15 protein-coding genes are annotated in these 14643 nt (G+C 73.3%); 10 read left to right on the top strand and 5 right to left on the bottom strand.

Annotated features, from left to right (window positions below):
* The first annotated feature begins 109 nt into the window (after positions 1-109).
* From AC0HI0_RS10655 to AC0HI0_RS10635, 5 genes are read left to right on the top strand one after another with little or no spacing between them, the layout of a single operon-like run.
* Positions 110-1075: a 3-oxoacyl-ACP synthase III family protein gene (locus AC0HI0_RS10655; protein ID WP_480932137.1), complete on the top strand. Its 966-nt coding sequence runs from the start codon at positions 110-112 to the stop codon at positions 1073-1075.
* Positions 1072-1824 (top strand): glycosyltransferase, encoded by a 753-nt coding sequence (locus AC0HI0_RS10650; RefSeq protein WP_480932136.1) that lies wholly within the window; start codon positions 1072-1074, stop codon positions 1822-1824. The genes AC0HI0_RS10655 and AC0HI0_RS10650 overlap by 4 nt, the downstream gene beginning before the upstream one ends.
* Complete coding sequence (locus AC0HI0_RS10645; protein WP_480932135.1) at positions 1821-2957, top strand: cytochrome P450; 1137 nt, start codon at positions 1821-1823, stop codon at positions 2955-2957. Before AC0HI0_RS10650 ends, AC0HI0_RS10645 begins: the two co-directional genes overlap by 4 nt.
* Entirely contained in the window at positions 2950-4452 is a 1503-nt protein-coding gene (locus AC0HI0_RS10640; RefSeq protein WP_480932134.1) for a class I adenylate-forming enzyme family protein, read from the top strand. The genes AC0HI0_RS10645 and AC0HI0_RS10640 overlap by 8 nt, the downstream gene beginning before the upstream one ends.
* Positions 4452-5333 (top strand): NAD-dependent epimerase/dehydratase family protein, encoded by an 882-nt coding sequence (locus AC0HI0_RS10635; RefSeq protein WP_480932133.1) that lies wholly within the window; start codon positions 4452-4454, stop codon positions 5331-5333. The genes AC0HI0_RS10640 and AC0HI0_RS10635 overlap by 1 nt, the downstream gene beginning before the upstream one ends.
* Here AC0HI0_RS10635 and AC0HI0_RS10630 read toward each other — a convergent pair.
* Both AC0HI0_RS10630 and AC0HI0_RS10625 read right to left on the bottom strand, forming a co-directional pair.
* Positions 5288-6058 carry an SIR2 family NAD-dependent protein deacylase gene (locus tag AC0HI0_RS10630; RefSeq protein WP_480932132.1) on the bottom strand — a complete coding sequence of 257 codons (771 nt, stop codon included), beginning with the start codon at positions 6056-6058 and terminating at the stop codon, positions 5288-5290. The genes AC0HI0_RS10635 and AC0HI0_RS10630 overlap by 46 nt on opposite strands.
* 431 nt (positions 6059-6489) lie before the next feature.
* Complete coding sequence (locus tag AC0HI0_RS10625) at positions 6490-7362, bottom strand: SDR family oxidoreductase (protein WP_480932131.1); 873 nt, start codon at positions 7360-7362, stop codon at positions 6490-6492.
* 76 nt (positions 7363-7438) lie between these two features.
* Here AC0HI0_RS10625 and AC0HI0_RS10620 point away from each other — a divergent pair, with 76 nt between their 5' ends.
* Positions 7439-8008 (top strand): TetR/AcrR family transcriptional regulator, encoded by a 570-nt coding sequence (locus tag AC0HI0_RS10620; RefSeq protein ID WP_480932130.1) that lies wholly within the window; start codon positions 7439-7441, stop codon positions 8006-8008.
* Positions 8009-8093: 85 nt separating this feature from the next.
* Here AC0HI0_RS10620 and AC0HI0_RS10615 read toward each other — a convergent pair whose 3' ends face one another.
* The 3 genes from AC0HI0_RS10615 to AC0HI0_RS10605 all read right to left on the bottom strand — a co-directional run bounded on the left by AC0HI0_RS10615 (position 8094) and on the right by AC0HI0_RS10605 (position 9879).
* On the bottom strand, positions 8094-8510 hold the full coding sequence (locus AC0HI0_RS10615) for a nitroreductase family deazaflavin-dependent oxidoreductase (protein WP_480932129.1): 417 nt from the start codon (positions 8508-8510) through the stop codon (positions 8094-8096).
* On the bottom strand, positions 8507-9052 hold the full coding sequence (locus tag AC0HI0_RS10610; protein WP_480932128.1) for a TetR/AcrR family transcriptional regulator: 546 nt from the start codon (positions 9050-9052) through the stop codon (positions 8507-8509). Before AC0HI0_RS10610 ends, AC0HI0_RS10615 begins: the two co-directional genes overlap by 4 nt.
* A gap of 71 nt (positions 9053-9123) precedes the next feature.
* Positions 9124-9879 (bottom strand): SDR family oxidoreductase, encoded by a 756-nt coding sequence (locus AC0HI0_RS10605; RefSeq protein WP_480932127.1) that lies wholly within the window; start codon positions 9877-9879, stop codon positions 9124-9126.
* 222 nt (positions 9880-10101) lie between these two features.
* Between AC0HI0_RS10605 and AC0HI0_RS10600 the strand changes: the two genes are divergently transcribed.
* The 4 genes from AC0HI0_RS10600 (at position 10102) to AC0HI0_RS10585 (ending at position 14624) form a co-directional block, all read left to right on the top strand.
* Positions 10102-11166 (top strand): LLM class flavin-dependent oxidoreductase, encoded by a 1065-nt coding sequence (locus tag AC0HI0_RS10600; RefSeq protein ID WP_480932126.1) that lies wholly within the window; start codon positions 10102-10104, stop codon positions 11164-11166.
* A 263-nt stretch (positions 11167-11429) separates the two neighbouring features.
* Positions 11430-11930 (top strand): DinB family protein, encoded by a 501-nt coding sequence (locus tag AC0HI0_RS10595; RefSeq protein ID WP_480932125.1) that lies wholly within the window; start codon positions 11430-11432, stop codon positions 11928-11930.
* A gap of 264 nt (positions 11931-12194) precedes the next feature.
* Positions 12195-13268 carry an S-adenosylmethionine:tRNA ribosyltransferase-isomerase gene (locus AC0HI0_RS10590; protein WP_480932124.1) on the top strand — a complete coding sequence of 358 codons (1074 nt, stop codon included), beginning with the start codon at positions 12195-12197 and terminating at the stop codon, positions 13266-13268.
* A 3-nt stretch (positions 13269-13271) separates the two neighbouring features.
* Positions 13272-14624, top strand: coding sequence for an NAD(P)-binding domain-containing protein (locus AC0HI0_RS10585; protein ID WP_480932123.1), 1353 nt, complete (start codon positions 13272-13274; stop codon positions 14622-14624).
* Positions 14625-14643 lie beyond the last annotated feature (19 nt).

The following is a 14643-nucleotide window of genomic DNA, read 5'->3' as shown; positions in this document are numbered from 1 at the left end:
GGGAGCCACGGTGGAGTGATCAGAGTAGTTCTACCGAGGGCACGCCGCTCCCGCCGCCTCTAGCCTTCTGGCAAGGGAGGTGGCCCGAGTGGGGACACAACTTGCCGGAGTGGCGGTTCATCTGCCCGAGCAGCAGGTCAGCACGACCGAGGTGGAACGGCGGCTCGCCCCGTTCACGCCGCCGGCGGGACTCATCCACCGGTTGACCGGGGTCGAGTCGCGGCACGTCATGGGCGACCACGAGCAGGCGTCGGACCTGGCGGTCGCGGCGGCGCGGAAGTTGTTGGCGGAGACCGGGACCGCGGCGGGCGAGGTCGACCTGCTGCTGTTCGCCTCGGCCAGCCAGGACATGGTGGAGCCGGCGACGGCGCACATCGTGGCGGCGAAGCTGGAGCTGCGCTGCCCGGTGATGGACGTGAAGAACGCCTGCAACAGCGTGCTGAACGGGATCGAGGTCGCCGACGCGCTGATCGCCTCGGGCCGCTACGCGACGGTGCTGATCGCCAGCGGCGAAGCCCCGTCGCGGGCCGTGCGGTGGGAGGTCGGCGGGCTCACCGAGTTCCTGCGCGCCTTCCCCGGCTACACGCTGTCCGACGCGGGCGCGGCGCTGCTGCTGACACGAGGCGAAGAAGGCGTGCTGGGGTGCGGGTTCACCGCCGACTCGACGCAGTGGGACGTGGGCACCCTGCCCGGCGGCGGCTCGCGCTACCCGCGCGACCCCGAGCGCACCTACTTCGACATGGACGGGGCGCGCCTCAAGGACGCGTTCCTCGGCCTCGGCCGGGGAGTCCTGGACCGCACGCTGGACCGGCTGGGCCTGGGCTGGGACGATTTCGCGATGATCGGCGTGCACCAGGTCTCGCTGCCCTACCTGGACATCTTCGCCCGGCAGGTCGGCGTGCCGACCGACCGCCTGGTCGTCACGCTGCCCCGGCACGGCAACGTCGCCTCGGCGAGCCTGCCGCTGCAACTGGTCACCGCCCGGGAGCTGGGCCGGTGCGGGCCCGGCGACCTGGTGGCGCTGGTCGGGCTGGCCGGCGGCGTCAGCCTCGGCCTGGTGGTGATCCGGCTGTGAGCGCGCTCTGGGTCGTGGTGCCCGCCTACAACGAGGAACGCGGCATCACCGCCACGCTGGACGCCCTGGCCGCGCAGACCGACCGGGACTTCACGCTCGTCGTGGTGGACAACGCCTCCACCGATTCCACAGTGGACGTCGTCCGCGCCCACGCCGCCACCCACCCGGGGCTGCGGGTCGAGCTGGTGCGCGAGGAGCAGAAGGGCACCGGGGCGGCGGCCGACACCGGGATGCGGTACGCGATCGGGCGCGGCGCGCGGTGGCTGGCCCGCACCGACGCCGACTGCCTGCCCGCGCCGGACTGGACCGCGCGGGTCAAGGCCGCGTTCGACTCCGGCCTGCGCCTGGTGTCGGGGCAGTTGTTGCCGCGCCGGGACGAGGGCCTGTCCGCCGGCACCCGCTGGCTGCTGGTGGCGGCCGTCGAGGTAGCCGCGCTGTTCGGGAAGTTCCGGGCCGGCAACCGCGATCCGCGCTACCGCGGCCCGTACGTCATGGCGGCGGGGTGCAACATGGCGATCACCGCCGAGCTGTACACCCTGTCCGGCGGGTTCCCGCGCTCGAAGATCGAGGACCTGCACGAGGACCGCGCACTGGTCAACGCGGTGCGCCTGCACACCTACCGCTACGGGCTGCGCCGGGACGTGGTCGTGCGCGGCTCGTCGCGGCGCGCGCGGGCGTGGGGTCTGCGCCGCACGCTGGCCTGGTACGCCGACCACCGGTACCGGCCCGCCGTGGTGGACATCCGATGAACTGGGAGCGCAGGGTCCAGCTGGCCGCGCACCCCGTGGCGTACCCGCTGGTGCGCGGCGTGGGCCGGATCCGGCCGGTGGTGCGCGTCCCCGGGCTCGGTGTCGTGGTCAGCGATGCCGCCCTGGCCAAGGAAGTCCTCACCGACCCGCACCGGTTCACCAAGACCGGCCCCGGCTCGCCGGCGGACCTGTGGACGCCCGTGGTCGGCCCGACGGTGCTGTTGAACATGGAGGGCGACGCGCACACTACGTTGCGCCGCAAGCTTTCCGGGCTGTTCACCCCGCGCAGCGTGGCCGAGTTGTGCGCGCGGGTCGCACGGGAGCCGATGAAACGGCTGCGCGACGACCTGGCCGCCGGAAGACCGGTCGACCTCGTCGCGGTCGTGCGCCATCTGGTGGGCGCGGTGATCTGCGAGCTGGTCGGCCTCGACCCGGCCGAAGCGGCGCACGCGCACGAAGCCGGCGCGGCGATCACCTCGATGGTCCGCCTCGGCCGCCGCACGCTGACCCCGGGCCAGGTCCGGCACAGCCGAGCCGCCCTGGCCCGGCTGACCGGGCCGGCCGCCGCCGCGTACGCCGCCGGCGACCCGACCACCGTGCCGGGACGGATGCGCGAACTGGGCCTGACCGAGCGGGAAGCGCTCGGCGCGGTCGCGGCGTTCGTGCTGACCGGCACCGAGACGCTGGTCTCCTACGTGCCCCGGCTGGTCGCGCTGCTGCACGACACCGGGTGGCTGGACCGGCTCGCGGCGGACCGCGACCGGGCGGACGAGGTGGTCGCGGAGGCGCTGCGGGTCACCGTCCCCTCGCCGGTCATGCTGCGCAGCGCCGCCGCCGACGCGACCGTGGGCGGCCTGCGGGTGCGGGCCGGCGACCGGGTCGTGATCGCCACGATCTCCGCGGCCAGGGCCCACGGCCCGTTCGACCCCGACCGCCCGCACTCCCCCGCCGTGAGCCGGATCTGGTTCGGCGCGGGCCCCCACTTCTGCCTCGGGATGCCGTTGGCGAACGCGGAGATCCGCGCCGTGCTCGACGCCGTCCTCGACGCCACCCCGCTGTCCGTCGTGGACCGGAAAGCGGCCCGGCGGGTGCTGATCCCCGGTTACGAGAGGCTGGTGCTGCGCCGTGGCTGACGACCTGCTGCTCGAAGTCCTGCGCGCCGCGCGGGAGCACGGCCCGTCACCCGCGCTCACCGACGCGCGCGGTCGCACGCTGACCTACCGGCAACTGTCCGACAAAGTCCTGGGCACCGCGCACCGGCTGCGCGCCGAGGGCTTGCGCCCCGGCACCCGGATGCTGTTCTCGGTGCGCCCCGGCCCGGACGCGATCGTGCTGGCGCTGGGCACCGTGGCGGCCGGCGGCACCGTCGTGTTCATCGACCCCGGCGTCGGACCGGAACTGTTCGCCGGCCGGCTCGACCTGGCCGGACCGGGCTGGGCAGCGGCCGAATCGCTGCTGTACGCGGCCAGCGCGCCGGGCCCGCTGCGCGCACTGGCCCGCCGGCGTGGCGTGCTCCTGCCCGACTACGCCGCGCTCCCGTTGCGGCACATCAGGTCCGGGCCGTGGCTGCCCGGCGTCCCCCTGCGCGCGATCTCCACCCGACGCCTGTCCCGACCGGTACCGGGCACGACGCCACCGGACCCCGACCCCGACCAGGACGCGGTCGTGGTGTTCACCTCCGGCACGACCGCAGCGCCCAAAGCCGTCGTGCACACCAGGGGATCGCTCGGCGCGGCCCTGCGCACCCTGGCCACGCGCTGCGAACTGGGCCCGGACACCCGCGTGCACACCGACCAGATGATGCTCGGCCTGCCCGCCCTGGTCGCCGGCGCGCACTGGACCATGCCGCCCTACGGGTTCGCGCCCTCAGCCGACCCGGCCGCGCTCGCCGCCGGACTGGCGGGCGCGACGCACACGTTCCTGATCCCCGCCGACCTGGCGACCATCCTGGACAGCGGTGTCACGCTGCCCGGCTCGCTGCGGCAGGTGCTGCTCGGGTCCGCCCCGGTGCTGCCACCGCTGCTCAAGCGAGCGCAACGGGCCCTGCCGGACGTGGAGTTCCTGGCCGTGTACGGGATGACCGAGATCCTGCCCGTGGCGATCGCCACCGCCGACGAGAAGATCGTGCACGGCGGCGACCTGCTCGGCCGGCCCCTGCCGGGCGTGTCGGCGCGGATCGCACCCGACGGCGAACTGCTCGTCTCGGGCCCGAACCTGTGCCGGGGCTACCTCGGCCGGCCGCCGCTGACCGAGCACGCGACCGGCGACCTGGCCCGGTTCGACGGCGACCGCCTGGTGCTCACCGGCCGCAAGAAGGACATGATCATCCGGGGCAAGACCAACGTCTACCCCGGCCTCTACGAACCCGCGATCGCCGACCTGCCCGGCGTGGCGGCGGCGGTCCTGGTCGGCGTGCCCGACGAGATCGGCGACGAGCGGATCGTGCTCGCCCTGACCGCGCGCGCCGACGCCGGCCCCGACCTCGCCCACCGCGTGCGCACCGCGCTGCCGGGCCTGATCGACGCGAGCGCGCTGCCCGACGAAGTCGTCGTCGTGGACGAGATCCCGGTGTCCGGGCGGCTGCGCAAGGTGGACCGGTCCGCACTGCGCGAACGACTGGCCCGCTGATGCGCCTCGCGGTCACCGGCGCGACCGGGTTCGTCGGCGGCGCGGTCGCCCGCGCGGCACGCGCGCTGGGCTGGCAGGTGCACGGCTACGGGTCCCGCGACTGGGACATCGCCGTCGGCCCGCTGCCCGACCCGCCCGACGTCGACGCCGTGGTGCACGCCGCCGCCGCGGTCACCGACTGGGGCGACGGCGAACGGATCCGCCGCGTGTGCGTCGACGGCACCCGGCACGTCGCCGAGACCTTCCCCACCGCACGACTGGTGCACATCTCGTCCGCGAGCGTCTACGACCCGTTCGTGCCGACCGTCGACGCACCCGAATCCGCCGCACCCGTCACCCGCTACCTCACCGACTACGCCGCCGCCAAAGCCGACGCCGAACGCGTCCTCGCCGGCCGCCCGGACACCGTCGTGCTGCGACCGCACGCCGTCTACGGACCGGGCGACCCGACCCTGCTGCCCCGGGTGCTCGGCGCGATCCGGGGCCGCAGCCTGGTCGTCGTCGGCGACGGGCAGGCGTTGCAGTCCTTGACCTCCATCGACAACCTGGTCACCGCGACCCTCTCGGCGTGCACCGGCGAACCCGGCGTGTACAACATCGCCGACGCACAACCCGTTGTCCTGCAAGACGCCCTGCACGACCTGTTACGCGAGCGCGGGCTCGACGTCCGCGTCCGACACCTCCCGCTGCGCGCCGCCTGGCACGCCGCCGGACTGGCCGAACGCCTCTGGCGGCTCGCCGGGGCGAGCACCCCGCCCCGCCTGACCCGGTACGCGATCAGCCACCTGGCCCACGAACGCACCCTGGACATCACCGCGGCCCGCGCGGCGCTGGACTACTCCCCCACCGCCACGTCCTTCGCGGGCGCGGCGGACTGGTGACCGGCCAGCGCGTCGCAGATCCACCCCATCGCCGTGCCGATCGGCTCCCGGATCACCGCCGCCGCCACGTCGTCGTACGGCGTCGGGTCCCGGTTGACGACCACCAGGTCCGCACCCGCCCGCACCGCGATCGCGCACAGCGACGCGACCGGTTCGACCTGGAGCGACGTGCCGACCGCCAGGAACACCTCCGACGCCCCGGCGACGACCTGAGCCTGCCCGAGCACGTGCTCGTCGAGGTACTGGCCGAACAGCACCACGTCGGGCTTGAGGATGCCGCCGCACCGAGGACACGACGGCACGCCCTCGCCCCGGGCCAGCACCTGTTCGGTCGACGCGGCCTCACCGCACGCGGTGCACGTGGTGCCCCGCATCGACCCGTGCAGTTCGAGCACCTTCCCCGCCGGCACGCCCGCCCGCTGGTGCAACCCGTCGACGTTCTGGGTGAGCACCCGCAGCGCCACACCCGACCGGCTCAGCCGCGCCAGCGCGTGGTGGGCCGCGTTCGGCTCCGCCCGCCACGCCGCGTGCCCCCGGTAGGACGCCCACAACCCGGCCCGCGCCCGCGCCGACGACAGGAACCGATCGAGCGTGAACGCACCGACGGCCTCGGGGTTCTGCGTCCACACCCCGTTCGCGCCCCGGTAGTCGGGGATGCCGGAGTCCGTCGAGATCCCGGCTCCGGTGAGCACCGCGACGCGCTTGACCTTCCGGCTCCAGTCCACGCCCGGAGCCTAGGCAAGCGCCCCACCAGACCGCGAGCCGATTCCGGCGCGGTCGGCGTCACGGCCGAACCGCGCGACGCCAACGGGTCCGGCCGGGCAGCGCGGGCGTGACGCAGGTCGGCGGACGACGACGACCCCCGGCGGACGGCAGGTCCCGGACGGCGAGCGTCACCAAGTCGTTCGCGGGAGACCGTCCTCGCCTGGTCGGCCCCGACGGCATCGCGTTCGTCGTGGCGACGGCCAGGCCCCGCCCCGACCGGTCGCCGGCGACCCACCGACGACCGCACGGCATCCGCCACCTCCACGGCCGCCACCCCGACACCCTCACCGCCCAACACCGCGAACGAGCACGCACCCGCAGCGAACGCCACCAACGCCGGAGCCGACCCCATGCAGCCCGACCACCCCGACGAACCTGGGGGGTCAGCGCACTAGCCGGCCTGCGGCGCGGCCAGGAGGTCCGCGTGATCGGCCACGAACTGCTCGAACGTGCGGGGTTCGCGGCCGGTCACGTCCCGCACGGCGGTCGTCGTCTCGGCCTGCGCGCCCCGCCCCACCTCCGCGAACAACTCGGCGACGTCGACGGCGAACCCCTCGGGCACGCCCTGGGAGGTGAGCCGGGCCGCGAACTCCTCCGGCGGCAGGTCGACGTAGCGGACCGTCCGGCCGCGCGCGGCCGACAGCAGGCGCGCGATGTGGTGGTGGTCGATCGCCTCCGGCCCGGTCAGCACGAACGTCTCCCCCCACCGGGAGCCGGTGAGCAGTTCGGCGGCCACGGCGGCGATGTCGCGGCAGTCGACGTACGCCACGGGCGCGTCGCCGTAGGAGCCCAGGATGTCGCCGTCCTCGGTGGCCAACGCGGTACCGGTGACGAAGTTCTGCATGAACCCGCCCGGCTGGAGCACCGCCCAGTCCAGCCCGGAGGCCTTCAGGTGCCGTTCGGCCTCCCAGTGCGCGCCCTGCGCAAGCCTGCCGCCCTCGCGCGCCCCGATCACCGACACCTTCACCACGGCCGAGACCCCGGCCCGCACCGCCGCGTCGACCACCGCGCGCTGGTGCCGGGCGATCGGCTGCTCCGCCGGACCCGGCGTGGCACCCGTGCTGTTGAGCAGCAGCCGGTCCACGCCGGCCAGCGCGGCGGCGATCGAGTCCGGGTCGTCGAAGTCGCCCACCGCGTAGTCGCAGCCCAACGCCTCGCCCTTGGCCTCGCTGCGCACCAGGGCCTTGAACGCCACGCCGCGCCGCGCCAGCCCGCGCACCAGCGGCCGGCCGATCGAACCCGTGGCACCGGTTACCAGGATCATCCCCACCCACTCCAGCTAATATCGAGGCTGCCTCGACCTACTACATCGAGGGTGCCTCAACTTGGAGGGGACGTCAATGGCCGACAAGCGCCGCGCCGACGCGCGCCGCAACCGCGAACTGCTGCTGGCCGCCGCCGACGCGGCGTTCGACGAGCACGGCACCACGGCGTCGCTGGAGGCCGTCGCCCGCCGCGCCGGGGTCGCGATCGGCACCCTCTACAGCCACTTCCCCACCCGCCGGGCGCTGATCGGCGCGCTCCTGCACGACCGGCACGAAGCGTTGTTCGCCCTGGCCGGGCGGCTGCGCGAGACCACCCCGCCGACCGAGGCGCTGGAGCACTGGATCGGCGCGGTCGTCGCGCACGCCGCCACCTACCGGGGGCTGGCGACCGTCCTGGCGGGCGGCACCGACGACCCGGCCTCGGAACTCACCGAGGCGTGCCACCGGATGACCGACGCCGGCGACGCCTTCGTGGCGGCGGCCCGCGAGGCGGGGGCGATCCGCCCGGACGTGACCGGCGAGGATGTGTTCGCCCTGATCAATGCGGCGGCATGGCTGCGCGAGCACACGTCGGTCGAGCAGTCCGAGCGGCTGGTCCGCTTCGCGGTGGACGGCCTGGGGACCGGGACCACCGCTGATCTTTGATTCCAGTCAGCACTGACATTATTATGATCACCGCCGCCGACCGGCTCCGGACCGCGCATTCCGGAGTCGGCGGCGCGGACCCGGGTCAGCGGTCGAGGACCACGATCGGGATCAGGCGGTCGGTCTTCTTCTCGTAGTCGGCGAAGCCCGGCGCGTGCGCGACCATGCCCGCGTAGAGCCGGTCGCGCTCGGCGCGGTCCTGGACCACCGAGGCGGTGGCGTCGAACTTCTCCTCCCCCACCTCCACGGTCACCTTCGGGTCGCCGAGCAGGTTGTGGTACCAGCCCGGGTTCTTCGGCGCGCCGCCGTACGAGGCCGCGACCACCAGTCGGTCCCCGTCGCGGGTGTAGACCAGCGGGGTCACCCGCACCGCGCCGGACTTCGCGCCCACGGTGGTGAGCAGCAGCAGGTCACGCCCTTCGAACGGGCCGCCGACGACGCCCTTGTTGGCGCGGAACTCGGCGGCGATCTGGTCGTTGAAGTTGCGGCGTTCCTCGGTCATGCGGAGTTGTCCTCTCGTGGTGGTGTCGTGTGGCGCAGGCCGTCGCGGACGACGTCGATCAGTGGCTCCAGCGGCCCGTCCTCGCGCGCCATGCAGCCGCTCAGCAACGCCTTCACGTCGGCGTAGCAGACGTCCGGCCGGACCGCCCCGGCCTGCTGCGCACGGGCCAGCAGCGCGCGGGTCCGCCCTTGGACGTCGCCGTGCGCGGCGCACCCGTCCGCCAGTTCCCGCGCCAGCCCGCGGTGTGCCGCGCCCGCCCGCACCACGGCCCCGAGGAACGCGAAGAACGCGTCACCCGGGGCCTCGGTCGCGGCCAGGGCGTCGGCCTCGGCCACCAGGTCCGCCGTGAGGGTCAGCAGCACGGCGGCGACCAGGTCGTCCTTCGTGGGGAAGTGCCGGCTGACGGTCCCGGTGCCGACTCCCGCGCGGCGCGCGATCTCGTGCACCGGCACCGACAGGCCCTCGGTCGCGAACACGTGCGCCGCGACCTCCAGCACCCGAGCCCGGTTGCGCCGCGCGTCGGCGCGCAACGGTCGTTCCACCACGCCCTCCGACGGCTAACCGGGACACTCATCCCGATTATACCGAGGGATCCACACCTCTCCCCTGCCGGTCACCCGACCGGGTAGTGCTCGTCCAGCCACTCCGCGAACGACTCGCCGGCGATCACCGCGTCCGGCCCCGGCAGCAGCGCGCCGGAGGCCAGCAGCGCCCGGTCCGGGTCGTCGCCGGCGGGCGCCTGCTCGACCCGCACCGGCACGCCCCGCCGCCCGGCGTACACCCGCACCGCCTCGACCAGCCGGAACTCCTCCGGCCCGGCGATGTCCACCAGCGCCGGCGCGTCCTCGACCAGCGCCAGCTCCACCACCTTGGCGGCCACCGCACGCGCGGAGACCAGCTGCGTGCGCACGTCCGGCACGCGGGCCACCTCGCCGTCGGTGGTCCACTCCAGCACCATCCCGGGGAACTCGTGGAACTGCGCCGCGCGCACCACCCGCACCGGCACCGGCCCCTCGGCCAGCGCGCGCTCCTGCGCCACCTTCCCGGCGTAGTGGCCCGAGGTGAACGGGTCGATGCCGATGATCGAGACCACCACGATCCGCCGCACCCCGGCCACCGCGCCCTCCCGCTGGAGGTTGCGCGCCGACGTGCCGAAGAAGTCCACCAGCACGTCGGTGTCCTGCGAGGGCGCGTTCACCGCGTCCACCACGACCTCCACGCCCACCAGCGCGTCGGCGAGCCCTTCGCCGGTGTAGACGTCCACCCCGGCCGACCGCGTGATCCGCACGACGTCGTGGCCCCGGCCCTCCAGGACACCGACCACGACGCCGCCGATCCGCCCGTTCGCTCCCACAACCGCGACCCTCACCGCCACACCTCCGGATCTCGAAGCTCCCGGAACACGACGAAGCCGGCGGCCGCGGTGTGACAGCGGACCGGGGTGATCACGGTCACGCGCGGCGTGCGGGGACGACCGGCGGCGACGATTGCCCACAACCGAGAACGATCTGCTCGCCGAACGATGCCGACCCCGCCGGGACCTGTCAGCCTGGGCAGGTTCGTTTCCCTCCTCGTGCCCTGGAGGCCGCAGATGCGCGCAGGCGTCGTAGTCGCCGCGCGGCCGGGTGTGGAGGATCTCGCAGTACAGGCCGAGGGGTTGGGCCTGCACAGCTTCTGGCTCAACGACACCCCGATGGTCCACGGCGATCCCTTCATCGCCTTGAGCCTGTGCGCGAAGGCGACCCGTCGCATCAAGCTCGGCATCGGCGTGACCTCGCCGGCGCTGCGCTCGGCCCCGGCCGCCGCGAGCGGGTTCGCCGGACTCAACGCCTTGGCACCGGGCCGGATCATCTGCGGGGTCGGCACCGGGAACACCGCCCGACGCGCCCTGGGCATGCGGCCGACGACGGTGGCCGCGCTGGAGGAGTTCACCGGCGCGCTGCAAGACCTGTGCGCCGGACGCCCGACCGAGTACCGCGAAGGCGACCGGGTCCGCGACATCCGGTTCCTGCACGCCGGGGCGCACGTGAACACCACCGACCCGATCGAGTTCGTCGTGGCCGCGCTCGGGTCGGGAGCCGCCGCCGTCGCCGGTCGGCGCGGCACCGGCCTCATCTCGTTCGGCCTGCTGGATCCCACGGCCTGGCAAGCACTGCACCACGCTCGCCGGCACGCCGCCCGACGCACGCCCCACGACCCCGACTCCCGCACGGACTCCTACGTTGTCACCGCGCTGCACGTCCTCGGCGAGGGCGAAGACCCCCACGGCGACGCGGCCCGGGACGCGACCGGCCACCTCGCCCTGTCGCTGCTGACCTTCGCCGCCGACACCGCCGCCGACGCACCCGCTTTCGCCGACCGTCTCGGTTCCCGGGAACGCGAAGCGGTGCGCGAACTCCTCGACCGGCGCGGCACCACGGCCACCGCGCCGGACCGGCACACCAAGCTCTACCCCGGCTACCTCGGGCGCATCGCACCGCAGGACCGCGACCTGGTCCTGCCCTCGCTGATGGACGCGCTCGCCCTGGTCGGCACCCGTGCCGACCTCCGCGCCCGCATCGCCACCCTGGAACAGGCCGGCGTCCACGAACTCCTCGTCCAACCGGTGGTGGACCCACCCGCCGAGATGGCCCGGCTCGCCGAACTCCTGGCCTGACCGGGCCCGCCGAACAGCACGCACCCGGCCCCCGGGACGAAGGCGCGTGCACCCCCGCTAGAGTGACGAGGTCGGCACGCACCGGATCTGCCCGGTGACCGATCCCGACCGCGGTGTTCCCACCCGCATCCGCACCACCTCCCGGACACGTCGTCCGACCCTCGGAACCACCAGCGTCGAACCGCGGCCTTGCGCCGCCCACGCCCCTCGGACGTGGGCGCGCACAGGCTCGTCCGCCACACCGAGAAACGGAGCGAAAGCCCATGAGCACCACCAGAATCACCAACGGCACCGAACGAGCGCTGATCGAGAACGTGCTCGACCGCAACCGCGAAGCCCTGGTCGAGACCGTGCGCGGCCTCTCCGAAGCCGACGCCCGCCGTCGGCTCGTCGCTTCGCTGACCACACCGATCTCGGTGATCAAGCACGCCGCCGCCGAACGGATCTGGTTCCAACGGTTCTGGGCGGGCCTCGACCGATCCGAGTGCGACGGGTACTCCGAACGCGACGAGGGCACGTTCACCGTCACCGACGACGAGACCCTGGCCGACGTGATCGCCGAGTTCGAGCGCGCCGGCCGCCGGTCGCGCGAGATCGCCGCCCGCTTCGACCTGGACGACACCAAGGACAACCCCCGCGAAGGCACGGTCAGCATGCGGTGGACCCTGCTCGCCATGATCGAGGAGTTCGCGCGGCACGCGGGCCACTGCGACATCCTGCGCGAGCAGATCGACCAGGCCCCGCACCGGAAGGCGAACCCGTGAGCCCGCGCGCCGGGTTCCGGGCCGCCGGCGCGCCGCAACCAGTTCGCACTCCGATAGGTCACCCATTTGCAGGTTGACGCCGATCGGCCTGCCCGTGGGAATATCGTCCGGACGCAACAGCTCGGTATCCGATCCAATCCGGGTAAATCCGCGGGCGTGCGTGGGATCTTCGCCCGAACGCCCCTCCGCAAATGGGTGTGCGCGAAGTCCGGTAGGCACGCCATCGGCCTCCGAAACCATTCGTTCGTGGAGATCCAGTGAGCCATGAGAACTGAGGAGTTCGATTTCGACCCGACGTCCGGGACCATGCCGTCCGATCCCGCCGAATTGCGCGGCAGGAGTCGCGAGAGCGGCCGGATGGTCGTACTGGAACGCGCCACGGCGACGATCGGGCACACCGTGTTCGCGAAGATCTGCGACTACTTCCGGCCGGGTGACCTGCTGGTGCTGAACGACAGCTACATCCTGTCGAACACCTTGTCCTTCCAAGACGACCGGGACGACGGAGAGCACTTCGACCTCACCGTGCACGGCCACGAGCCCGACGGGACGAGCATCGTCCGGCTGGACGACCCCGGACGGCCGACGCCGGGTCGCACCGTGGCCGCGACCGACGACGGCGGACTCTCCTGCACCTTCGTGGAAATGCAGCCCGACGGGCTGTGGCGGGTCGAGTTCGACCCCGTGGACCGGCTCGTGCGCACGCTGGACGAGCACGGCCGCCGGGTGGACGAGACCCTCCACCTGGATCCGACGCACTGGCGAATCGCGCCGCACGCCTACCGCTCGGTCTACGCCACCAGGCCCGGCTCCCTGGAGATCCCGTCGGCAGGTCTGCACTTCTCCGGCGAGTCGCTGGCCCGCCTCGCCGACCTGGGCGTCGAATTCGCTTTCATCACGCTGCACGTGGGGGCCACCGAAACCCTGGCAGTGCGCCACATCAGCGCGGAGGAGATCGAACAGCACGAAGTGCGGTCCGAATTCTTCGAGGTCGGCACCACGGCCGCCGAGCAGGTCAACCGCGCGATGGCGGAAGGTCGGCGGGTCGTCGCCGTCGGCACGACGGTAATGCGCACGCTGGAGACGCTGGCGGTCCACAACGAACCCAAGGCCCCCATCGGTCCGCAACAGGCGTGGACCGACCTCTACATCTACCCCGGCTTCCGGTTCAAGGTGGTGGACGCGCTGTTGACGAACCTGCACCGGCCCCGGTCCAGCCACCTCGTGCTCACCGCCGCGTTCGCCGGCAAAGACCTCGTGATGAATTCCTACGCGGAAATCCTCGAACAGGGCTTCTACGAATTCGACATGTTCGGCGACAGCATGCTCATACTGTGAGGCGTGGACGAGGGAATGGAGGCGTCGACCCAGGTGGAACAGATCGACACCGTGGTGATCGGGGCCGGTCACGCGGGGCTGTGCATGAGTCACGTCCTCCAGCGCGAGGGCCGTGAGCACGTCGTGCTGGAAAAGGCGCGCGCCCTGGAGCAGTGGCGGTCCGCGCGCTGGGACTCGTTCATGATCAACACCCCGGCGGCCTACGCGCGGATGGCGGGGCAGGTCGACGGCCTGCCCGACACCGAGCGCGGCATCCCCCTGGGCGAGATGATCCGCGCCTGGGACGACTGCGTCGCGCGACAGCGCTTCCCGGTCCGGGAGCGCAGCGAAGTGCGGTCGGTCTCGCGGACCGGGGACGGGCGTTTCCTGGTCGAGGTCGGAGGTGTCGACGGCACGCGGCACTACGACGCGCTCAACGTCGTGGCCGCGCCGGGAAATCACCAGTTCCCCCGCATTCCGCGCTGCGCCGCGAATCTCGACCCCGGAGTTCTCCAGCTGCGCGTCGGCACGTACACCAACCCCGCAGCGATCCCGGCCGGCGCGATCCTGGTGGTGGGCGGCGGGCAGACCGGGATGCAGCTCGCCGAAGAACTGGCCGACGCCGGCCGCGACGTGCACCTGGCCACGTCCCGGGTCAAGGGGACGCCGCGCGACCACCGGGGCGAGGACGTCATGTTCTGGCTCGACCGGATCGGCCTGCTGGCGGCGGCGCGGGAGGAGTGCGGGTACCCCGACGAGCGCGACGGCCGGATGCCCATCGTCGGCCACGACCACGCGATCTCCCACCACTCGCTGGCCCGGCTCGGGGTGCGCCTGTGCGGCAGGCTCGCCGACATCGCCGACGACGGGGACACCGCGACCTTCCACGACGACCTCCACGCCAACATCGCTTTCGCCGAACAGGGCTACCGGCAGGTGATCCGCCGGATCGAGGAGTGGATCGCGAGCCGCACGCCCGCCGAGCGCTCCGCGTACCCGCCGCCGACCACCGAGACGACGTGGGAGCCCCACCTCCCGCTCCGGGAATCGACCGCACCCGGCACCCTGTCGCTGCGGGCGCACGGCATCCGCACCGTCGTGTGGGCCACCGGCTGGTCCACCGACCTCGGCTGGCTCAAGATCGACGGGGTCGGCGCGCCGGACGCCTGCGAGACCGCCGTCGACGGCTTCTTCTGGCTGGGTTTCGACGGACTCCGGACCTGCGCCTCGGGCACGGTCTCCGGCTTCCACTCCGACGCGACCCACATCGCCGCGAGGTTGCGCCGCCGCCAGGTGCCGGTCCACGAAGGACCGTCCGGAGTGGACGCCGGATCGGGACGCGGCGGCGGCGCTGCCCGTCCCCACTTCAACGTATAGCCGACCGGGGGCCTTGCGG

It is taken from the genome of Saccharothrix sp. NBAS 001, assembly GCF_056640475.1.
Note: the sequence above shows the minus strand (reverse complement) of the source record. Positions and strands in the feature narration are given on the sequence as shown.